The organism is Elusimicrobiota bacterium (assembly GCA_028718185.1).
GTDB lineage: Bacteria > Elusimicrobiota > UBA8919 > UBA8919 > UBA8919 > JAQUMH01.
In genome coordinates, this window is record JAQUMH010000007.1 from 56,916 (window position 1) to 79,358 (window position 22,443).

At 28.8% G+C, this 22,443-nt stretch carries 18 protein-coding genes; all 18 read right to left on the minus strand.

What is annotated here, in order from left to right; translation table 11 throughout:
- Nucleotides 1-18: 18 nt before the first annotated feature.
- Complete coding sequence (locus PHE88_09250; GenBank protein MDD5688001.1) at nucleotides 19-720, minus strand: class I SAM-dependent methyltransferase; 702 nt, start codon at nucleotides 718-720, stop codon at nucleotides 19-21.
- A 79-nt stretch (nucleotides 721-799) separates the two neighbouring features.
- Nucleotides 800-2,116, minus strand: a complete 1,317-nt coding sequence (locus PHE88_09255; GenBank protein MDD5688002.1) for a glycosyltransferase family 39 protein — start codon at nucleotides 2,114-2,116, stop codon at nucleotides 800-802.
- The gene (asnB, locus tag PHE88_09260; protein MDD5688003.1) at nucleotides 2,088-3,974 is read right to left on the minus strand and encodes an asparagine synthase (glutamine-hydrolyzing); all 1,887 of its coding nucleotides are present in this window, start codon (nucleotides 3,972-3,974) and stop codon (nucleotides 2,088-2,090) included. The genes PHE88_09255 and asnB overlap by 29 nt, the downstream gene beginning before the upstream one ends.
- On the minus strand, nucleotides 3,974-4,984 hold the full coding sequence (locus PHE88_09265; GenBank protein ID MDD5688004.1) for a glycosyltransferase family 2 protein: 1,011 nt from the start codon (nucleotides 4,982-4,984) through the stop codon (nucleotides 3,974-3,976). Before PHE88_09265 ends, asnB begins: the two co-directional genes overlap by 1 nt.
- On the minus strand, nucleotides 4,981-6,441 hold the full coding sequence (locus PHE88_09270) for a B12-binding domain-containing radical SAM protein (GenBank protein ID MDD5688005.1): 1,461 nt from the start codon (nucleotides 6,439-6,441) through the stop codon (nucleotides 4,981-4,983). Before PHE88_09270 ends, PHE88_09265 begins: the two co-directional genes overlap by 4 nt.
- A gap of 21 nt (nucleotides 6,442-6,462) precedes the next feature.
- Entirely contained in the window at nucleotides 6,463-7,494 is a 1,032-nt protein-coding gene (locus PHE88_09275; GenBank protein ID MDD5688006.1) for a class I SAM-dependent methyltransferase, read from the minus strand.
- Nucleotides 7,491-8,516, minus strand: a complete 1,026-nt coding sequence (locus PHE88_09280) for a glycosyltransferase family 2 protein (GenBank protein ID MDD5688007.1) — start codon at nucleotides 8,514-8,516, stop codon at nucleotides 7,491-7,493. The genes PHE88_09275 and PHE88_09280 overlap by 4 nt, the downstream gene beginning before the upstream one ends.
- 51 nt (nucleotides 8,517-8,567) lie before the next feature.
- On the minus strand, nucleotides 8,568-9,788 hold the full coding sequence (locus PHE88_09285) for a glycosyltransferase (protein MDD5688008.1): 1,221 nt from the start codon (nucleotides 9,786-9,788) through the stop codon (nucleotides 8,568-8,570).
- A 25-nt stretch (nucleotides 9,789-9,813) separates the two neighbouring features.
- On the minus strand, nucleotides 9,814-11,532 hold the full coding sequence (locus tag PHE88_09290; protein MDD5688009.1) for a radical SAM protein: 1,719 nt from the start codon (nucleotides 11,530-11,532) through the stop codon (nucleotides 9,814-9,816).
- Nucleotides 11,529-12,755 carry a glycosyltransferase gene (locus PHE88_09295; GenBank protein ID MDD5688010.1) on the minus strand — a complete coding sequence of 409 codons (1,227 nt, stop codon included), beginning with the start codon at nucleotides 12,753-12,755 and terminating at the stop codon, nucleotides 11,529-11,531. The genes PHE88_09290 and PHE88_09295 overlap by 4 nt, the downstream gene beginning before the upstream one ends.
- 7 nt (nucleotides 12,756-12,762) lie before the next feature.
- On the minus strand, nucleotides 12,763-13,629 hold the full coding sequence (locus PHE88_09300) for an SDR family NAD(P)-dependent oxidoreductase (protein ID MDD5688011.1): 867 nt from the start codon (nucleotides 13,627-13,629) through the stop codon (nucleotides 12,763-12,765).
- Nucleotides 13,626-15,581 (minus strand): cobalamin-dependent protein, encoded by a 1,956-nt coding sequence (locus PHE88_09305; protein ID MDD5688012.1) that lies wholly within the window; start codon nucleotides 15,579-15,581, stop codon nucleotides 13,626-13,628. Before PHE88_09305 ends, PHE88_09300 begins: the two co-directional genes overlap by 4 nt.
- Nucleotides 15,578-16,957 (minus strand): oxygen-independent coproporphyrinogen III oxidase, encoded by a 1,380-nt coding sequence (gene hemN / locus PHE88_09310; GenBank protein ID MDD5688013.1) that lies wholly within the window; start codon nucleotides 16,955-16,957, stop codon nucleotides 15,578-15,580. The genes PHE88_09305 and hemN overlap by 4 nt, the downstream gene beginning before the upstream one ends.
- Nucleotides 16,958-16,977: 20 nt before the next feature.
- Nucleotides 16,978-18,402 (minus strand): radical SAM protein, encoded by a 1,425-nt coding sequence (locus PHE88_09315; GenBank protein ID MDD5688014.1) that lies wholly within the window; start codon nucleotides 18,400-18,402, stop codon nucleotides 16,978-16,980.
- 5 nt (nucleotides 18,403-18,407) lie between these two features.
- Nucleotides 18,408-19,733 (minus strand): radical SAM protein, encoded by a 1,326-nt coding sequence (locus PHE88_09320; GenBank protein ID MDD5688015.1) that lies wholly within the window; start codon nucleotides 19,731-19,733, stop codon nucleotides 18,408-18,410.
- Between the two features lie 162 nt (nucleotides 19,734-19,895).
- A complete protein-coding gene (locus tag PHE88_09325) occupies nucleotides 19,896-20,474 on the minus strand; it encodes an NUDIX hydrolase (protein ID MDD5688016.1) in 579 nt (192 codons plus the stop codon).
- 8 nt (nucleotides 20,475-20,482) lie between these two features.
- Nucleotides 20,483-21,442, minus strand: coding sequence for an NAD-dependent epimerase/dehydratase family protein (locus PHE88_09330; protein ID MDD5688017.1), 960 nt, complete (start codon nucleotides 21,440-21,442; stop codon nucleotides 20,483-20,485).
- On the minus strand, nucleotides 21,439-22,425 hold the full coding sequence (locus tag PHE88_09335) for an NAD(P)-dependent oxidoreductase (protein ID MDD5688018.1): 987 nt from the start codon (nucleotides 22,423-22,425) through the stop codon (nucleotides 21,439-21,441). Before PHE88_09335 ends, PHE88_09330 begins: the two co-directional genes overlap by 4 nt.
- Nucleotides 22,426-22,443: the final 18 nt, after the last annotated feature.

Consider the following 22,443-nt stretch of genomic DNA (forward strand, 5'->3'; position numbering starts at 1 on the left):
CAATAAGTTTTCATTTTTCTATTTTTTTACTATTACTATTAAAGACATTCCAATAGGAGGTCTGATATATTCTTCTATTTTTGTTAAAAATGGAACCATCTTATCAAATAAAATAGGCTGCACAATCGGAAAACTTTTTCTTTTTAGTATCTTACCATTGACAAACCATCCAAATATTCCTATAAAATTACTATAAAACATTTTTTCTAACTTAAATCCATTCTGCTCTAATAGGTTTTTTAATAATTTTTTATCATACCTGCGACAATGATTTGCATTTTTATCTAAGGAGCCAAATAGCCAATTTAAAGCCGGAACGAATAATAGTAAATGTCCGTTAGTTTGAAGTAAATTATACATATTCTGCAATGCTTTTTTTTCATCGGCTATATGTTCAAGTACATTAACGCAAACAATTGTATCAATCTTTCTATTGGATAACGATAGGACATCATTTTTACTAATATCATAATTATAAAGTTCCAATTCAGGATAGTCTATTTTTAAATGCGAAAGAAAAGAACCGGAAATATCTATTCCAATTAATTTTTTACAGGATTTAAAAAAATATTTTGTTAAATTTCCAATACCTGAACCTACTTCTAAAACGCAACTTCCCAAATATGGCTGAAATATCTTGTATATCCACTCATTATAATTATGGGTCAAGGCAAACGCCCTTAAAACTTCATATGCAAAAATATCAATATTGTCATTCATATAAATATTAATGCTGCGTAAGACCCCGACTTTAGTTCAAGGTAGTTTTTATTAATTTTTCTTACAAAAACAATTATTCCTATAATTCTCTTGTTTTCCTGATTATCAATTTTAATACTGAATGAATAGGTTCTGAATAAATATAAACCAAAACATTACTTACCACCCAAATAGTAAAAAAAGAATATCTATAAATATTCTTTTTAAATCTATCAAAAATAGAATATATTCCAATAGCTGCAAAAATAATAATTTCCGAAGAAATCGGACTTCTAAGACGTTCATTAGTATAAAATACCAGAGTTGAGATAAAATAAGTAATAATTAATAATAATAATAATAAACTTTGTATATTTCTTAATTTGACTGCAAAATACATACCTAATATCCAAAACGGTAGAATAATTCCAAAGGTTAAATCATATTTTGGTACTGGCTTATTAATACGTCCTTCAAAAAAAGGATAAAAGAATACAGAAGTTTTGAGTAAATATAATTTTATAATCTGTAAAAAAGATTGATTTTTCAACCACATTAGACCTTCATTAAAATATTTATTATTCTTCTCAAGTTCAGATAAATTACTGTATTTTCCCCAATCTGGACCATGTTCATTCCACTTTCCTCCTGCGAGAGAATTATTTGCACCCCAAAAAACCATACCGGCTTGAATGTGTACAGGAACAAAAGCATGATGAACAAGATAATTTCTCATTGTCCATGGTAATAATACTAATAAAAAAAGAATACTAGTTAAAAAAATCTTTTTAATCATTGCTTTTAGCGGGTATTTCAAAAAAAACCAGAAAAAAATAAAAAAAGGAAATACAAGTGTAGTGGAACGAGTTAAAGTAGCCGTTCCTAAAAGTATAGGAGCAACAATTTCATATATAGGCTTTCTATCCATCCTTAAATAAAACAAGATAGAAAGAGATAATAAAAAGGTAAATAATGTCTCAGTAAGAATGTTAGATGGCATTATGTATAAACTATAAAAAAAACATGAGAAAAAACCTGAAAAAACAGCTACGCTTTTATTGCTTATTTCTAAACCGATAAGAAAAATAATTATACAGTTAAAAGCACTAATTATTAATTGTATTATCTGCACAATAATAAAAGAATGTCCAAATATAGCATAAACACCTGCTAGAAAAAATGGATACCCAGGAGGACGAAAACTGTGAATACCATTATTTTGATAACCATTACCACTAAGTAAATTTACAGCATAACTATTATATTCTGTTGCATCTGGACCATATATACACTCCAAATCGGAAAATTTTAAAAAATAAACTAATCTTACCGACAAAGCAACTATAAAAATTAATAATATAATATTTTTATCACGTAATTTCATGTTATTAAGTAACTCTTTTATCCAGATAAACATTATGCCATATTTCCAATATCAAAAGTGCCCACATGCGATAACCATGATTTCTTTTCCCTGAAATATGTTCATCAAACAGCTGTTCTAATGACTCTTTTCTGAAATATCCACGGGATATTGCTTTTGATGATAAAACAGTTTCTTGGAAATAACTTTTCCAGTCGTTTTTAAACCATTTCCCTATGGGAATTCCAAAACCCATTTTCCTCCTGTATAATATTTCCTTCGGTAAAATATCCTCAAATGTTTTTTTTATAATATATTTTGTCGTTAAACCGTGTAATTTCCAGTCAGATGGCAGAGATGCAGAAAATTCCATTAATTTATAATCTAAAAACGGGCTTCTTGCTTCGAGCGAGTTCGCCATTGATGCTATGTCCATTTTAACTAAAAGACATTCCGGTAAATATGCTTTTATATCAGTATAAAACGTCCTGTCCATTATATCATTTGCAGGTGCATTTTTAAATATATTTTCCATGTAGCTATATTTACTATTATACAATTTTTTTTGCATATTGTCAGTATATAAATTTTCTTTTGCTTCATTTGAAAAAAAGTAATGCCACTGTATGTTCCTCAATGCTACCGGTTCAGAAAGTGCTGAAATAAGCCGCCATAGGTATCTGAAATATTTTTTATTTTTAAAAGGTATAAGTGAAGCAAGGTTTTCTGTTAATTTTTTTCCTAATATTTGAAATGGAAATGAAAAATAGAGTGACCCTTTCATGGCTTTATACCGCAAATATCCTCCGAATGTTTCATCACCGCCATCGCCATTTAACGCAACAGTAACATGTTTCCTGGTTTCTTTTGAAACAAAATATGACGGTAAAGCAGAGGAATCAGCAAATGGTTGACCGTAATGCCATATAAGTTTTGGAAGAATATCAATAAAGTTTGGTTTAACTATAAGTTCGTGATGGTCCGTTTTAAAATGTTTAGCAACAATTTTTGCGTATTTTAATTCTGAAAATTCAGATTCCTCAAAACCGATAGAAAATGTTTTTATCGGCTGAGTTGATAATGAACTCATTAGTCCGACAATTATGCTCGAATCAACACCACCTGATAAAAATGCCCCCAAAGGGACATCTGATATCATTCTTAATCTTGTTGATTCTATCAACAAATCTTTTGTTTTTTCACATGCATCTTTGAAAGAAATATCACTTTTTCTTACAAAATCCAAATCCCAGTATTTTTCTATACGTACACTTCCATTCTTATCGCACGTTAGTGTGTGCGCCGGCATAAGTGATTTTATGTTAGAAAAGATTGTTTTAGGAGAAGGAATATACTGATAAGTTAAAAAAAGATCAATTGCTTCTAAATCAATTTCCGGTGTCTTATTTATATATTCTATTATAGATTTTATTTCAGAAGCAAAAACAAACGAGCCGTTAACCAAAGTATAATAAAAAGGTTTTTTGCCAATTCTATCTTTTGCAACGAAAAGTTTTTTGTTTTTTTTGTCCCATATTGCAAATGCAAACATTCCCCTAAGATACTGCACACATTTTTCACCATAATCTTCGTATAGATGCACTATAATTTCCGTATCAGTTTTTGTATAAAACTTATGTTTTTTTTCAAGTTCGGTTCGCAACTCTAAATAATTATAGATTTCGCCGTTAAGAACAATCCAAATAGTATTATCTTCATTATGTATCGGCTGATCTCCTGTCTTTAAATCAATGATGGCTAACCGTCGTATACCTAATCCAATCTCATTTTCTAAAAAAAGACCTTCCGAATCAGGTCCCCGGTGCTTTATAATATCACACATTTTACTTAGAATATTTCTTTCTATATGTTTATTATTACCAAAATTATAAATACCGGTTATTCCGCACATTATATTTCTCTTCCTAATTCCTTAAACCATTTTTCCGTTTTTCCAAATTCTTCCGGAGCAAATGCTTTTAATTTTAATGTTCTATATTTTTTATAAAAAAACCTTAAAATAGCTAATACGAACTTAGGTGTAAATGAAAACGCATAAAGTAAAAATGTTTTATAATTATTCTTTTTATTCCCAATTTTACCTATACATTCCCTTGTTTTTTCTCCAAATCCATTTTTTAAATATATAACAGCCTGATTATAATATACATAATTTTTTAATGTTTCGGATACTTCAGGCGGAGGATTAGCTGTATCTAAAGATATTAAAAAATCCTCCAAACCTTTTTCATATTTTAAAGTTAAACTTTGCGGATTTTTTGATAATGAGTGAATTCTATATACGGAAAGCGGTTCCGGTATATAATCTACCTTATAATATTTAAGAACTTTAGTATACAATTCCATATCCTCAAGATGACTCATATCTTCCCTGAAATAACCGATTTTAGCAATCGCTTCTTTTAGAAACGCTACATTTGTTGTTACATATGGTAACCAGTAATTTGAAATTGCCATATAAGGATATAGTTTTCCGGTAGGTATTTTTCTGTTTTCTCTGAAAAATTTACCTATAATAGTGTTATCTTGAAATATATATCCGTTAGAAAATATAAATCCAGTGTCATTATTATCTATAGAAAGTTTATAAAATTTTTCTAATCTACCGGGCAACCACACATCGTCGGCGTCAAGAAATGTTAAAAATTTGCCATTTGCCTGTTTAATTGCTAAATTTCTGCAATATGCCTGACCTTTATTTTTTTCAAGTCGTATAAAATTCCAGTTTTGATTATCTGAATATTTTTTAAAAACTTCTGATGTTTCATCGCTGGAACCATCATCTATGACAAACGCCTCATAATCACTAAAAATCTGCATTTTAAGACTTTCTAATGTCTGGTTTAGCAGATTAGCTCTATTATATGTCGGAATAATTACTGAAAAAAACGGTTTTTTCATATTTTTAATATTATTGTCTTTATTCTGCCAAAAATGCTAATATCATTAAAAATGCGTTGGATAATATTTGTTGCATAAATATTTGCGATTATATTAGCAAAAACTCCTTTTATGTGTTTATCGCTAAGTTTTTTAATATAAATATTTACTTTTAGTTTTTTGGCAGAATCTCTTGCCAGTTTGAGCATAGATTTGCGTGATTTTATTGTAAATTCAATAGTTTCAAACACCGGAACATCCATATTTGAATTAATTTTATTCAAATAATATGACGGCGAATAAAGAAAATGACCATTTTTCTTTATCCAGTCAAACAATTCAGTTCCGGGATATGGAATTAAATTGAAAAAGAAAACATTATCTACAGGGTATTTAGAAGCAATTCTGATAGAATCTTTAACATCTTCTTCGGTTTCGCCCGGAGAACCAACTAAAAAAAATAAATCAATATAATACCCGATTTTACAAGCATCATTTATCGCTTTTTCAATTGTTTCTATAGTTTCATGCTTTTTTAAATTTTTAAGTATTTTATTGTTCCCGCTTTCTACACCGAACCCGATATATCTGAATCCTGCTGAATACATCTTTTCAAGAAGTTCATAATCAATTTTATCTGCACGGATCCCGTTTGGTAAATTTAATATCAATCCTTTTAAGTTCTGTCTCTCTATTTCTTCACAAAGTTGCCATACTCTTTCTCTAATTAAAGTAAAATTATCATCGACAATTGAAAATCTTTTATAGCCGATGTTATACCAGTACTTTATTTCTTCTGTGATATTATTTATATTACGGTAGCGAAATTTTTGCCCTATAGTTGTCTTTACCGGACAATAAATACAATCATGCGGACATCCTCGTGAGGTTACAATCGGGATGACTCTTTCGCTTAACAGAGATTTTCTTAACGGATAATTTTCTAATTCAAAATTTATATATTTCGGGAAATTAAGTGTATCTAAATTCTCCCTAAAAGGTTTCATTTCATTATAAATTATTCTATTTTCGTCACGATAAATTAATCCGGAAATATCTTCATATTTTACACCTGCACAAAGTTGGACAATTACTTCTTCTCCTTCACCTGCAATAGCAAAATCTATTTCTGTGCACTCTTCAAGAACCGTTCCCCGAAATGTCGTAACATGGGGACCCCCGCAGACAATTACAATATCCTTAAACCTTTTTTTAATAATTTTTATAATATCATAGCTATATTTATATTTATAAGATAAAAGAGTGATACCTATGATATCAGGATTAAATTGCTCTATTTTTTTTAACAAGTAATTTACGTTATATCCTAAAGAAAGATCTACAACTTTGTAGCTTATATTATTATCATACAAGACTTGTGCTATATAACCCAAACCAGCCCGCAATACAGCTCTCTTTTTAAAAGCAGAAGTCTCATGCGAAGTTAAATTTGCTAATATTACTTTTTTAAATCTCATAAACTTCATCAACCTCGTTATCTAATCTTTTAACTGTGCTAAAACAAAAATGCTACAACCGTGGTGTTTTATTAATCTATAATATAAAGTGAGCGATATAGTTATCGGTAGCAATAAAACATAGAAAAAGTTTTTAATAAATTTAACTGTAATTTTTCTTAAAAATAAGTTTCCGAAAAAGATATTAAAAATACCTACCCTATGCTTAATTCTATCATCTTTTTTGTACAATTCCTGAAAATCAGTTTTCTCAACTTTTGCCGCATTTTCAATAAATAACATTTTTTTTATTTTCGTAATTACTTCTTTTAGAAACTTTTTAAATACTATTCCAAAAACTTGATTATAAATATGTTCTATTGGCAAGTAAGAATCTTTAATATCAATAATTTTAAAACCTTTTAATTCTAATAATTTACTTAACGATTGACTGGTCCAGCGAGTCAAGTGATGCGGTGGATAATCCCATACTTCTCTCTTTAGAAATATTGGTCTTAACTCATTAGGGACTTCTATAGCTAAATATTTACTTGACTTAAGTATACTTCTACACAATTCTATTACATGGTTCGGGTCAGATTGATGTTCTAAAAAACCAAAAACAGTAATTATGTCATATTTCGCATCTTTATTATTCTCACAAAACTCATCTAAACCAATAGCGTAAACATTTTCTAAAAATAATATTTCTTTTGCCTTTAATATTTGCTGTTTACTGAAATCTATTCCTGTAACATTGTAACCTGATTTTTTTGCAGTATAAATAAAATTTCCATATCCGCAACCAATATCAAGAAGTTCACCAGACCTAGGAATATTTAACTTAAAAAATGTTTTAAATCGTATGTTTAATTTTGTTGTTACTAATTCTTCTGCTTCATTATAATAATCACATTTAGCATACCATTCTGGACAAGGTGACTTCAACGGATTGGCAAATGATACACCACAATTTGAGCATAAATAGATTTTATATTCTTCATTTTCGATTGAATCACAATGTGTTTCAATCAATATTATTCCGGTATTTTCAAGACATATAGGACATTTCATAACTTTTCGGGCAGAATTTTTTCTCTTAATTTTGAAATAAAGTTAATTTTAGAATATAAAGCAAATAACTTAAGATATAAACCCGGCTCTAATAAAGCCAAAAATAATGTAATTTCTTTAAATATTACATATTTAGTAATGGGATATCTAAATATTGTCAAGAATGCTTTAATTGCTCTATAAAATTGCATCTCTTTTCTAAATAAAATAATCTTTTCCTTTATAATCTCAAATTCCTGTTCTCTTACAGCAGGTGCAATAGCATATTTACCAGGCAATATTATTTTTAAATTATTTTCAAAGATAGTGTTTACTCTTTCAAGTACTGATATATGCATCTCCAGCATTTTTAAATTAGAATACCTTTTAGCATACCAGTTAGAAGTGTGAATTCGATGTGCAGTAAATGCATTATTTATATTATATATTCTGCTATATAACAGTGTATTCCAGTAAAGATATTGATCTGCAAAATTACCCATTTCCTCCGGTTCAGGCAGAATTTTCACTAAATATTGTTTTCTAAAACTTAGATTGCTTGTTCCATAAAAAAACGTCCGATAATTTAGAAAATAATCCAAATCATAAAATTCGGGTAATTTCCAGGATGTTTTATTAATCACTTTGTTAGATATATCTATATGTATGGAGGGGTGCTGTACAAGACCTACGTCAGGATATTTTTCAAATATATCACAAACTGCTTTTAACTTATTAGGATACCAGTAATCATCTGCATCTAAAAGACATATTATATTGCCTTGCGCACAACCGAATCCGGTGTTGAATACTCCGGCTTGACCTTTATTTTTCTGATAGATATATTTTATTTGCTTCTCATATTTTGATATCTTTACTTTCGTATCATCAGTTGAACCGTCATCTATCACTAATATTTCCAACTGATCTTTCGGGAAGTCCTGATTAAGAACACTATCAACACATTGTTCTATAAATATTCCATAATTAAACGTATCTATAATAACTGTAACTAGTGGTTTTAAGGACGATGTCGTTGTCATTTATTTAATAATTATAAACCAAGATTTTCTGTAATATATTTAAATATTATCCTATAATCCAAATAGTTTATTATATCTACTTTTTATTACTCTAATTAGTCCACTCCCAAAACCTTTAATAAAAATATAAAAACCATATTTAAATAATGTAAAAAATGTTTCTATTATATATTTAATTTTACCGTGTTTTATCATAGCAAACATCGAAAAAGTTAAACTGTTTATTTGCTTAACCTTAAAATTAGTACTCATGAATATCTCAGTTCTTCTTATGCTTGTAGTTACCACATCACTTCTTCTTAAAATATCTTCAAGTTTTTTTAATGTTCTAGGCAAAGATATTTCGATTTCATAATTATTAATTGCCCGCTCATATCCTAATTTAGCAATTTCTTCTCTTTTTTTATCATTAGCAAGATAATATTTTACTTTGTCAAGCAATTCTTCTTTATTGTTAAAAATATCTATTTCTTTTCCTATTCTGCAAATAATATTTAGACTCGGAGCATACTCAGAAAGACAGAAAGTCTTTGTTAAGGCAATCTGACTAAAATGACCTTTATTTTGCCTGACCCTATTTAGCAAAGGTTCATCTTTAGTAAACCAATTTAGTTTATCCAATTTATTAAAAGTTATATTTATTTTACTCATTGAACATATTTTTGAAAAATCTGCCCAGTTAATGAAACCATTTTTAGAACCCTTTCCAAAAGTTTCTAAGGCAATACCGTTTTTAAGCAAATAATTTATATATTCCATTCTGTCACTTTTAGTACAATCTCCTATAAAACAAACATCAATATCTTTATTTAAATCAATAGGATAATAGTCTTTTTTACTATGAGCTGGTGGAAAGAAAATTGCCGGAATATCAAACCTTTTATATCCAAAAATTGTAAAATAATCTGTAGTCATAACAGCATCTGCCAATTGATTATAATATTTAGAGAAAACATCAAAAGCCAGATCATCATCATTCGCTACTATAACAACCTTAACCTTATCTTTCAATTTAGCATAAAAATCAATTGACAAATCATAAACTGTTCCATAAGGAAAACATAAAATCCAATCAATTTTATTATCAAATATAAATTTTTCTATAAAATTCTCAGTGTTTTTAATACCATTTTTATTAAAGTAATCTAAATAATTAAAAAAATTAATGTACGCAAAATAATATTTTAAATGATTACGAAGTGTATTAAAATACTCGCTATCATTAAATGGAAACAATGCCAACACCTTTTTATTTATTATTATTTTCTTCATTAGCTCTTATACAAACAACCCTGTCTTATACTCCATTTCTTAAAACAGTCGTATGAATATCGTCTTTCCTTATCGTAATAGGTATACTTTTGTTGATTTCTCTAAGCGACTTATTCAGGTTAGAAAAATAATATTTCTTTTTTGAAGAAAGTTTTTTGAAAATTACCCGGAAGATTGCTTTAAATCCAAAATATCTTACGATTCCAAGATATCTCAATAAATATTTTCTTAATTTTCTTGGAAAAATCATATATATTAATCCATATTTGTATCTATTTGCTTTTTTAAATTTTAATGTTCTTAAAATACCATGCTTTCTCATATAAGCAACTACCAGCTCTAAAAATATATAGTCTTTCCAATAGGCAATTTCTTCTTTTTCATAATCTGTAAAATTGAGATAGCGTTTTATATCATTGGCGTTCACATTATAAAGCCCTTCAATATATTTCTCTTCATCGTCAAGAGATAAACCGACAAAACCTATTCTTCTTGCATATTCATAACCTGGTGTACCTGGAACTGCCTGAAACCAATTAAAACACATCTCATAAGGAATATTTATGTCATCAGGTATAACGGTAGATAAATTATTTATTGTCTCTTCTATTGTTTCCTCTGTTTCCCCCGGCATTCCTATAAGCAAAAGTATTCCTGAATATAAATTATATTCAATGCATAATTTAATTGCATTTAAGTTTTCGGTTACGGTAGTTCTTTTTTCCATTATATCTAGCATTCTTTGAGAACAAGATTCAATACCAAACCCTATGTATACACATCCTGCATCTTTCCATTTTTTTATATTATCTTTATTAATAGTTTTTGCTTTCACAGCTCCTGCCATCCAATTTATTTTTTTCTCTTTTAAGTAATTTATTATTTTATCAGTCACAACGGAATTTAAACCAAAGTTTTCTTCAGCAAAAAGAATTAATCCAATATCATATTTATTTATTAATCCTTCAATATAATTTATTACAACTTCAGGTTGCATAACTTTGTAACCTTTAAAAAATCTATGACAAAATGTGCATTTATTTACACAACCCTTACTCGTAGACACATTAGCAATTTTTTTCTTCACATTATCCGGATGAAATAAACTAAAAAAACTTTCTATCTCATATTTATTAATTCCTCTCCTGAACCGTTCTCCATTAACTAATGGCATATAATGTTCTATATTTGTATATTTTGAAATCAAATCGTAATTCATTTGACGCATTCCATTTGCAGATTCTTCCGCATATCCGATAAAATACGGTATATCATTTAAAAGAAAGGCAAGTCCTTTAATATCCTTGAAGACTTCACGATGAGATAAATCATACTTGTTTTGTTCTAATTTAGAGATTAAATTACTGAAAGTCGGCTCAGATTCACCTGTTACGCAGAAATCAATGTTAGTTTTTTGAAGTATTATATTGGATATTACTGCCATTTCACCGCCTAAAACCTGAATTGTATTCGGGAATTTATCCTTTATAAATATTGATAATTTTTTTAAAGCTGCATATGAATGAGTTAGAATTGCACTAAATCCAATTATTTGTGGTGAAAATGCACGAATTTTATTTTCTATTTCAACCAAAGATAAGTTATAATAATATAAATCTAAAAAATCTATATCACAATTTAACGAAGGTTCAATCCCTTCAATTACCCTTGATATGCCAATAGGTACATCTTCTGTAATATTCTCACCATATGGTATTGTAATCAATAATATTTTAGTATTCATTGTTTAGGCTCAATTATTAGTTTTAGTATTGACTTTATCTTAGGAAATTTATCAAGTATTTCTTCAATAAAAAAAATGCGAATTTGATACAAATCCAGTTTCCTGTTCTTAAGAATAATTTTGAGTTCTTCAAATGCAAGTTTCCACTTTAATGATTTTATAAATTTTACAAACAAAAGCACTCTAAATGTAGTGTAATTTCTAACAAATTCTTCATCAAGATAAATAATTGATGGTTTATATTTTTTTATTTTCCTCAATTCGTCTATTGCCGTTATCACTTTTGGAACAGCTGATTTTACATTATAATCTTCTTCATTAATTACCCTCTCATAACCTTTCTTAGCAATTTTTTCTCTTTCTTCTTCATGTTTGAGATAATACCTAACTTTTTCAAGCAGTTCTTCTTTATCACGAAAGATTACTATTTCTTTACCAACCTCAAATAGATTTTCAATTCCATATGCATATTCTGACAATACAAATCCTCCACAAAACGCTGCTTCAAAAATATTTGCTTTAATCTGTTTCTTTCTTCTATTAATTTTATGATTTTTAGTTAACATTGTTTCTTCTGTTACTCCGGTCAGTACTAAGTTTATCTTACTTCTGTTAAGAATTTCTGTTTTCTTCTCAATAGTTATCAAACCAACCGAAGAACCATAACCAAATATTTTTATATTAATGCCATTTTCTAAAAGATAATTGATATATTCTAATCTTCCGACTTTACCTTTTAGTTGTCCTATGAAAGAAACATCTATTTCCTTAGATGAATTATCAATTTTTTTGTATTGATTAGTATCAAACCAACCAAAATAAATTATTGAATTAATACCAATTTGTCGTAACTTTAATTCTGTAGTATAATTAGTAATCAATAATAAATCCATTGCTTGAGCGTAATATTGATCCCGTACTTCATAAAAATGTGAGGTGTCGCTCGTTAATACGACTATAAATATATTTTTTCTTAATCTCTCAAGAAAAGTTACATCAAAGTAAAAATCTGGAGCCGAAAATATTATACAATTAACTCTATTTTTAACGGCATAGTCTTCTATATAAACATGGGACCCTTTATATCCATATTTATTATATATTTCTATATAATCTAAATATAAAGCACCATTAGATATTAAAGTTTTTGTAAAATTGTTTCCGGTTACAATAGGTACTTCGTCTACGATATGACCAAGATATAATATTTTTAGTTTATCCATGATTTCGTTATTTTTTTTTGATTTTTTTTGACTCAATAATATTTATACCATCTACCCGTCTTAAAGTAAATAATGAAGAATTCATTATTTTTGAATTATTTTTATCAAAATTTCTCCAATTATCCCATACTGCACTTATTAATTTTCCGGTAATACCGTTTGATTCATTAGAAGCTAAAAATACTGATAATTTTGCAGATAATTCAGGAGAATTTCCGCCTTCTTTTTTTATTCTAATAGCTTCTTCATAATCATTTTTACTCACTTTATTACCTTCCCTAATAATTTCTTTTAACATATTTGTATAAACGGAACCAGGTGAAATGGTGTTTATATCAATCCCATATTCTTTTGATTCTTCCGCAATTGTTTCTGTAAATCTTACAATAGCAGCTTTTGACGAAGCATATGCGGAAAAATTAGGTCTCGGAAAAGTTGCACCTCCACCTGAAAAATTAATAATTTTGCCGCTCCTTTTTGAAATCATTACTGGTAATACGTATTTAGAACATAGCATAGTTCCAATTATGTTAATTTTAATGTTTTCTATCCAATCTTTCTCGTCTACTTTTACCAGTGTTCCAATAGGTTGCTGAACACCTGCTACATTCACCAATATATCAATTGTTCCGTAGATTGATATAGTTTTATCAACTAAATATTTCACCTGTTCACTATTTGATATATCAGCATGAACACCAATTAGCGTATTTTTCTTGTAATATTTTAATATACCTAATGTTTTTTTTAATTCTAAATCATTTATTTCTGCTATAACAACTTTCGCACCTTCTTTAAGAAATGCTCTTACAATTACTTTTCCAATCCCGCCTGAACCACCTGTAATTATTGCAACTTTATTTTTTAGTTTCATTGCTTTATATGTTTACAATCGTAAAGATATGCTCCTCTCTTATATCCCCACCAAACAACTTCCCTACACCAGTCTTCCCAAGATAACCATTTTTTTGTTGAACAATCTATTTCATAATAGTACTTACCTTTTTTAAGTGAAATATCTTTCCCGACTAGCTTAGCATTATAAATATCCCAAATGTTATAAGATAGACTCATTTTAATATTTTTATCTTGAAATGGCATTTTCAATAAATTTTTATTAAAAGTAATTGTTTCGTGTAGAATGCTTTTATCGCTGTTTTTTTTCCTTTGCACTAAATATTTGCTGATTAATTGCTCTGCTTCTTTGTAAAATTCCTGAAATTTATTTTCTGTGCATAATTTAATCAGCATAAATTCATCTGCAGGCCACCAAATATTCAGCCACTCTTTTGATTTACAAAACTCAGTCCCTCCACATTGAATATCTTTAGCTTTACTATAAAAAAATGAGTATATATTGTCTATTATCGGTAAGCTTTTATTGTGAGTCATAAAGATTTCAATTAACTCCTCATATTTTAGCGAATAAATTCTATTTAAAACGATAAAAGGAACTTGCAGAAGTTTATTAAAGTACAATAAAGATACCATCCATCCAAATATTCTTGCTCTAATCCATTCATCTTTTGGCATAGATTTTGTTCCAATTACTAAACGTTGTGTTTCCTGAACTTCATCCGTATCTGATATACTACCGTGAATATTTATAAGTTTTGTTTCTATTATCTTTAAACTATACTTTTTCTGATAATTCTTATTGTCCATTTCAGAATTTGTAAGTATAGATAAATTATTGAATTGAATTCTATTATGTTGTCCATTTTCAATTATAGAAGAAACACCTTCTGTAAAAGTTTTATATGTTTCACAAGGAAGCCCTAAAATAACATCAGTGAAGGTTTCAATGTGTTCTTTATTAAACAATTTTTGAAGTTTATAAAATGTTTCTATTGATATATTCGTTCGTTTTATACTTTTGAGTGTTTCAGAATTAACTGACTGAAATGCAAGTGAAACACCCTTACTTAATCCGGCATCTGACATTATTTTATAAATATTATATATTCTCATTGTTGAATTTTTAGTATTTTGAACTGAAAATACGATAGGGTACCCATATTTCTTTTTATTTTTTGCTAAATATTTTACTATTTCAATATCTTTCGGAAAAATCCCATAATTTGCATCACAACAAAATATAAATTCTATTTTATTACGACTGAACCAGTCGATTTCACTACTAAGACGTTCAAAAGAATATGTACATATTTTATTCTGAATAACAGATCCCCACACGCAATAAGTACAAGAAAATGGACAACCACGATTTGTTTCCCACAAACCAACCCAATTCTCTTTAGGATTCGCGTCCATTAAAGGTTTAAATATGTCATTAGTATATGGTGAAGGTATTTCATTAAGATCTGAAATCCTCTCACATGTTAACTTTTTTATATATTTTCCTTTATCGTCAATGTATGCTATTGATGGTACTTCTTCCCAATTTCGTTTTTCGTAATTACGCAATATTGATAAAAAAGATTTTTCACCTTCACCTATACATGCAATATCAATTATTGTGTTTTTCTTTAGAAAATATTCAGTATTATTTATAGGTATTTCTGGTCCACCAAAAACAATAATCGTTCCAGGTTTGTTTTTCTTTACCATTTTTGCTATTTCTAATGATATTTTGATGTTCCAAGTATATACACTAAAAAATACAATATCCGCATCGGAAAGTTGCTGTAAAGCTAATTTAATTGGAATTCTTTTATAAATAGGAATTAAAAATTCATAATTAGTTTTTCTGGTAAGATATTTTTCAGCATATGCTTGAAGAATACCAACTGTGTATGGAAAATAATTTTGGTTTGAAAAACTGTTATTAATCTGGACTAAACCAACCTTAACTTTATCTTTCATTTTCTTTTTGCATATTTATCAAAAACACGACAGACTTGAGCTGTGAAATGTTTTCCAAGCTCTGTAAGAACAATCATCTTTTCTGAAATATTTAATAAACCATCTTTGATAAATTCATCTAACATAGTTATTTCTTTATTAAAATATTCCTGATAATCAATATCATATCTTTTCTCTATTTCATCAAAATCAACAGAAAAATATGTTCGTAAATTATGTATGACGTCACGTCTAATAATATCGTCATTATTTAGTTTATAACCACGATAAATAGGAAATTTGCCTTTCGTAATATCAGTTTCATAATCTGCTAACGGATAAACATTTTGGAAATAATATTCAGATGTAATAGTGCTTGCACTGCCAGAACCAAGTCCAATTATATCAGAATATCTTCCTACTGTATAACCCAAGGAATTCCAATGTAATGTTTTGTCTTTGAGTGCTTTTGCTAAATCATCTGTAGGTTTTGTAAAATGTTCTAAACCTATACGCATATAACCATTATTTTCAAGAGTTTGTATAGTTTCATGAAAAATACTTATTTTTTCCCTTTCGCCGGGAAAATCAGATTTATTCATCAATCTTTGATGTCTTTTAATATCAGGTGCATAATGAAGTTTTAAAAGTGAAACACGATCGGGAGATAGTCCTATAACACTATTAATTGTTTTTTTGAAGGATTCCTTGGTTTGTCGTGGTAATCCCCACATAATGTCAAAATTGATTCCATGAAAATATTCTCTAATTTCAGAAGTCAGCAAATCTTCAACTAATTTTTGAGGTTGTATTCTGTTAATAGATCTTTGAACATTAAGATCAAAATCTTGTATTCCAAAAGATATTCTATTAATACCTTTTGAGTGATAATATCTTAACATATCTATTGTAACAGCGCGAGGATCTATTTCAATAGCGAATTCACTTAATTTTTTTATGTTAGCTATTGTTTTGAGTTTTTTTAAGAGTTGATTAAATTCTTCTTCATGCAACATAGTAGGAGATCCTCCACCCAAGTGGATTTCTCTAAAATTAGGAGTAATTGAATATTTATCAAATATATTATGAAGTAAATCTATTTCACGATAAAGATAATTCAAATAATTTTTCACACATCCATAATCATTTGTAACAAAGGTATGACAAGTACAATAAAAACATTGTTTTTGGCAAAACGGAATATGTACATACAACAAGAGAGGAATATCTTTTTTTAATATATTTAAATTTTTCAATGCATTTCTATATTCTTCATCTTTAAAATTATCAGACCAAAAACTTTTATGCGGATACTCTATATACATAGCATATAAATCACTATATTTTTTAACTAATCTTGTTATCACATTTACATCTATTTTCTTAACTATATTCATATTTTTCTATCTAAAGATATTTACATATTAACAGATATCGCTTTCTTTGCTTTTTGTTCAGCAATTAAATTATCACATTTAATTCTAAATTCTTGCAAGTATTTTATTTCCAATTTATATGGTTTAATAAAAAACTGTCTATAATTTATCATATAAAGAGCATCTGACTTATAGAAATCATTAGGATCAATACCAACAAATAGATTGTCTTTTAATGCTTGATTAAATAATTCTGTGCCAGGATATGGTATAATATTTTGGAGGTATATTCTGTCAACGTCTATTTCTCTAATCATATTATAGGTATCCATTAATGTCTCTTCTGTTTCTTCCGGCATTCCAATAATAAAAAATGCTCTTACATATAATTGCTTATACTTTTTTGTAAGATTTACAACTTCATAAATTTTTTCTTTATTAAGATGTTTCTTCATTACTTTATTTCGGATAAAATCAGAACCACTTTCTATTGCTAATGAAATCCTCACCAAACCTGCTGAAACCATAATATCTAATATTTCCTCATCCATAGTACCTGTAGCAATCCCATTTGGCGTTTCAAATTGAATATTCAATTTTCTTTTGATAATTTGATTGCATATTTCAATTACATGTGATTTTTTAAGAGTAAAGTTGTCATCCATAAACGAAAAATGTCTATGGTCATATTTATTATACAAATATTCTATTTCATCTACTACATTTTTAGGTGATCTCGCTCTCCATCTCGGTCCCATAACCATAAACATAGAACAAAAATTACAATGATTAGGACAACTCCTACTAGATATAATTGGAATTGAAGTATTAATAGAAAGTTTCTTAGGATTATGCCAATTCGAAGTATCAACATAATAGTCTTTTAAATCTATTATATCGTATGCCGGAAAAGGAATTGTATCAAGATTTTTAATGAAATGTGTTTTAGGGTTAACAATTACTTTTCCGTTTTTTCGGAAAGCAAAACCATCTATCTTTTCAAATTCATAACTTTTATCTTTCAAAGTATTAACAAGTTGCAATATTGACTGCTCTGCTTCACCTAAAACAAGCCAATCAATAGATGGACAATTACTTAATATTTCAAATGGATAAATGGTAGGATGAATCCCACCTATTACTACAGGAATATGTTTATATTTTTCTTTAATTAATATTGAAAATTTTAATATATCAGGAAAATGACCGGAAAACAAACATCCGAATCCAATCAGTTCAGGATTAAAATCTGAAATTGTATTAATTAATAAATTCTCGTAAAACGTGTAAAACTTTTTAGGATTTTCCAGCTCCTCAAACTTAAAAGTTTTCATATCTAATATTTTTATTTCTTCACCGTTATTCTGTAATACAGCAGCTAAATATAACAGACTAGAAGGAATATAATATTCTCTACTATTATAATATGGTAATGGTGTAGGTGGATTAACTAAAAGTATTCTCATAAATTTTAAATATGGGCTAATCCCGCTTCTTTGAGTTTTGTTTGTAATTCCAAATAGTTATTAATTATTTTTTCTTTATTGAAACCCTTACCCCACGGTGCATGTTCTTTATATTCGAAAGTAAGAGTAGGCATCTCATTTTCATATCTGCCATACATATGCATAGTTTTTGTCCAATCAGTATTTATCTTTTTAATTCCAAATTTATCCGGGTTGTTATATATTTCTGTTCCCGGTCTTATAGTTAATAGTGATAAATAAACTATGTCGGGAGAAGTATCTTTAATAAATGCCCATGTTTGCTCAACTATATCTTCAGGTTCCCCTGGTAACCCAATAATCATATAAATTCTGCATTCAATGTCATTTTGTTTTAAAAGTTTTATAGATTCTTTTGCTCGCTTAATATCTATTTTTTTATTTATATAATTTAATGCTTTTTTAGACACACTTTCAACACCAAAACACATTGTTACACATCCTGATACTCTTGCCAACTTGGCTAGCTCGGGAGTAATTCCATCTACTCTACACTGACCGCGCCATATAATTCCAGTTTTACCAATTGCTTCCAAATACGAAATCGCTTTTTTAGGATTTGGTGGTATACCAATTTCATCGAGTAAACTAATACCTTTCAAACCATAATCGCGTTTCAAATACTCAATCTCAGATTTGATAAGTTGAGGCGTTCTATAACGTATCCCCGGACTATATTCTTTTACTTGCGGCATAGCACAAAAATAACAATTATATGGACAACCCCTACTAAATATCACAGTCGTGCCTAACAAATTCTCGTATCCTTTTTTATTTTTTAAGGTCATCAGTCCTTTTCTGGCTATTGTTGATTTTGGCAGATATTTTCTAAGCGGGTATGGGTAAAGGTTTATATTTACAGATGATGTCTGTTTATAGATTTTATTTAGCTTTAAATTCATTATGTCTGTTATTGCCTGAATTATAGAATTTTCACCATCTCCGATAATAAGAGAATCATAAGTTTTTAAACATTCCTTTTGAAACATAGTAGCATGAGGTCCACCTGCAATATGTTTTGCTTTAGGATATCGCTCACGCAAATTATGGACTATTGACAACTGTTCTTCATAATCAAGCGTATAAACAGAATGAAGATATGCATCACACTCCGGTATGTGATAAATTGCAAATTCCTTTTTTATTCCTCTCAAATCAATTAGAAATAAATTAAGTTTATTGCCAAAATGAGATTCCAAAACAGTTAATATCTGAAAATGGGTATGAGGATCACCCTTAAAAGGATCATATAAATACTCACTGCTTGGCAAAATAAATCCAACATTTAACATAGTATTTTTTTATCTAATGAATCTCCCTGCGGCTTGCCGCAGGGTATCAAGGTATTACCCCGCACAGTTTTGTCTGCGACAAAACTAGACGTGGGGGTTCTCCTTTTCTTTATCCCCGTAGCAAGCTACGGGGTATTGTGAAGGAGAATAAATTGTTTAATATTATGCTTTGTTCAAAATTATTTTTGAAAGTAATAATGCAGTAATACTGCCTATAGCAATAATGTCTCCTTTTTTTATTGCATTAATGGTTTCTTGTTCATCCATCAAAATAATTTTTGTTTCTTCAAGATCTTTTGAAGTCGGTTTTGCTATTTGTCTAACATTTGCAGCAAAAAAGAAATTAACTTTTCCACAACCATAGTTATTATGTAAAGGAAAAGTTCCAAATGAATACCATTCTTCTGAAGAATATCCAGTTTCTTCTAATAACTCTCGCTGAGCTGCATGTAAAGGAGATTCCCCTTTTTCTATTACTCCTGCAGGCAAAACAACGCTAACTCTACCAAAACCATGTTGATATTGTTCTAACATAACTGTCCTGCCTTCTTCATTTCGAGATACTACTACAACACACTCAGGCAGATATATCTGATAATAATCATCTATTATTCTTCCATCAGGTAATTTTATGCGTTGGACTGAAATAGAAAGTCTATTTTCAACAACAAGAATATCTTTAGTCTCAATAACTTCCCATAAAACATCCGGATTTTTTGACATAATTTCATCTTTATCCATAAAATATTTTAATTTAATTTAAAATAATTTCTATACCATTTAATAGTTTTATTTATTCCGTCATCCAGGGATACTTTTGGTAACCATCCGAACAGATCTTTAACTTTACTTATATCAAGACAAATCTTTGTTTTTATGCTGGGTTTTGAAAGATCGTATTCGATTCTGATATTATTACCTGAATATTTAATAATTTTTTTAACCAAATTGCCCACAGAAATTGCACTGCCGTATCCTACATTAAAAATCTCATATTTGTTTTTCTGCTGCTTAATTGCTATTTTAATAAAATCCACCAGATCTGAAATAAATAATAAATCCCGTTCTTCATTACCATCTCCCCAAACTATAATTTTACCACCTTCCTTAGCTGTCATAACTTTTGTTATTGTTGCACCAAATACGTGTGACTTCTCAAGGTCATATTTATCAAAAGGACCATATATATTGGAATGTCTTAGAACAGTATATTTAGTAGAACCAATTCGTGAATAAAATTCACACATTTTTTCATTATAAACTTTTGTCCAAGCTCCGCCAAAATAACTTGGGTTGATTTCATCATTTGCATTAAAATCAGTCTCTTTAACAGGAAAATCGCTTGATTGATACATAGTCGTACAACTTAAAAATACAACATTAGATATATTATAATCACAAGCTGTCCTAAATATAAGAGCGTTCATAATTGCATTATCAGTAACATGATAATATGGTTTTGAAACAATTTCCTTGGCACCGGATGTTGTTGCAGCTGCCTGAATAACAATGTCCATTCCTTTTATCACCGATTTAACATCATTATTATTGGTAAGGTCAGTTTTAATCATATTTATTTTAGAATTTTTTAGCGGTTCTGATTTGAAATATGTTCCATAGACATCATAATCACCGATGTCTGCCAATGTTTCAGCAATATTTCTACCTATAAAACCAGTACTGCCACAAATAAGAACTTTTCTTTTCATTTTTTCCACTTTTTTTTGTTCTCAAGCCACCACTTAACAGTTTTTCCAATACCATTTTCGGTAGTGTATAATGGTTCCCATCCAATATTTTTTTTCGCTTTTGAGATATCAAGTGCCCTGAATTTAATTGTAGTCGGTTTATTAAGATCATATTTGATTTTAGAAGGTTTGTGTTCGGCATATTTCAGAGACCATTTAACAACTTCACCGACAGTAGTTTTATTTCCTGAACCGATATTAAAGGTATCATATTTTATTTTATCATTGTTCAGGATCATAACAATTGCTCTCGCAAAATCTTCGGAGTAAAGAACATCCCTTGTAACATTAGAACTACCCCAGACTTCAAAAGGGTCCATCTTATCAACTGCTTTTCGAATGATTGCCGGGATAAAATATGATCTTGATAAATCAAAACTTGCATAAGGTCCAAAAATATTAGATGCCCGGACATTAATAATTTCCATTCCTGTTTTTTCATGCCAAAATTGGCAAAGTTTTTCTACAAATCTGGATATCCAGGCTACACCAAAATAAGCAGAGTGTGGATCTTTGTTCATATCTAATTCTTTTTCTTTAATATATCCTTCAAACTCCTGATATATGGTTGCTGTGCCTATATATACTACACGCTTAACATTTTCAAAATAAAACGTCTCAAGCATTTGAGTGTTCATTATTACATTGTCATTTATATACACCCATGGCTGAGAAGTCATCAGTTTAGAACCCGCTGAATTTGATGCTGCCATAATTGCACAATCACATCCTTTTACCATTCTTCTGCAATCTTCTTTTAACCTCAAATCACCTTTTATATATTCAACTCGCGTGTGTTTAATAAAAGGCATTGTTTGTCTATAGGATGCCTTAATTCTTGTATTAGGATAATTATCAATAAGGTACTGCATAATAGCAGCGCCAACAGAACCGGTAGCTCCTGCTAAAAAAACTAACTTGTTATTTAAATATGTTGATTTCATAATGCTTTCTTTATAACC

Bases quoted from the DNA above. Each gene is read 5' to 3' on its own strand.
- PHE88_09250 (MDD5688001.1), bottom strand. From the start codon at position 720: ATGAATGACAATATTGATATTTTTGCATATGAAGTTTTAAGGGCGTTT.
- PHE88_09255 (MDD5688002.1), bottom strand. From the start codon at position 2,116: ATGTTTATCTGGATAAAAGAGTTACTTAATAACATGAAATTACGTGAT.
- asnB (MDD5688003.1), bottom strand. From the start codon at position 3,974: ATGTGCGGAATAACCGGTATTTATAATTTTGGTAATAATAAACATATA.
- PHE88_09265 (MDD5688004.1), bottom strand. From the start codon at position 4,984: ATGAAAAAACCGTTTTTTTCAGTAATTATTCCGACATATAATAGAGCT.
- PHE88_09270 (MDD5688005.1), bottom strand. From the start codon at position 6,441: ATGAGATTTAAAAAAGTAATATTAGCAAATTTAACTTCGCATGAGACT.
- PHE88_09275 (MDD5688006.1), bottom strand. From the start codon at position 7,494: ATGAAATGTCCTATATGTCTTGAAAATACCGGAATAATATTGATTGAA.
- PHE88_09280 (MDD5688007.1), bottom strand. From the start codon at position 8,516: ATGACAACGACATCGTCCTTAAAACCACTAGTTACAGTTATTATAGAT.
- PHE88_09285 (MDD5688008.1), bottom strand. From the start codon at position 9,788: ATGAAGAAAATAATAATAAATAAAAAGGTGTTGGCATTGTTTCCATTT.
- PHE88_09290 (MDD5688009.1), bottom strand. From the start codon at position 11,532: ATGAATACTAAAATATTATTGATTACAATACCATATGGTGAGAATATT.
- PHE88_09295 (MDD5688010.1), bottom strand. From the start codon at position 12,755: ATGGATAAACTAAAAATATTATATCTTGGTCATATCGTAGACGAAGTA.
- PHE88_09300 (MDD5688011.1), bottom strand. From the start codon at position 13,629: ATGAAACTAAAAAATAAAGTTGCAATAATTACAGGTGGTTCAGGCGGG.
- PHE88_09305 (MDD5688012.1), bottom strand. From the start codon at position 15,581: ATGAAAGATAAAGTTAAGGTTGGTTTAGTCCAGATTAATAACAGTTTT.
- hemN (MDD5688013.1), bottom strand. From the start codon at position 16,957: ATGAATATAGTTAAGAAAATAGATGTAAATGTGATAACAAGATTAGTT.
- PHE88_09315 (MDD5688014.1), bottom strand. From the start codon at position 18,402: ATGAGAATACTTTTAGTTAATCCACCTACACCATTACCATATTATAAT.
- PHE88_09320 (MDD5688015.1), bottom strand. From the start codon at position 19,733: ATGTTAAATGTTGGATTTATTTTGCCAAGCAGTGAGTATTTATATGAT.
- PHE88_09325 (MDD5688016.1), bottom strand. From the start codon at position 20,474: ATGGATAAAGATGAAATTATGTCAAAAAATCCGGATGTTTTATGGGAA.
- PHE88_09330 (MDD5688017.1), bottom strand. From the start codon at position 21,442: ATGAAAAGAAAAGTTCTTATTTGTGGCAGTACTGGTTTTATAGGTAGA.
- PHE88_09335 (MDD5688018.1), bottom strand. From the start codon at position 22,425: ATGAAATCAACATATTTAAATAACAAGTTAGTTTTTTTAGCAGGAGCT.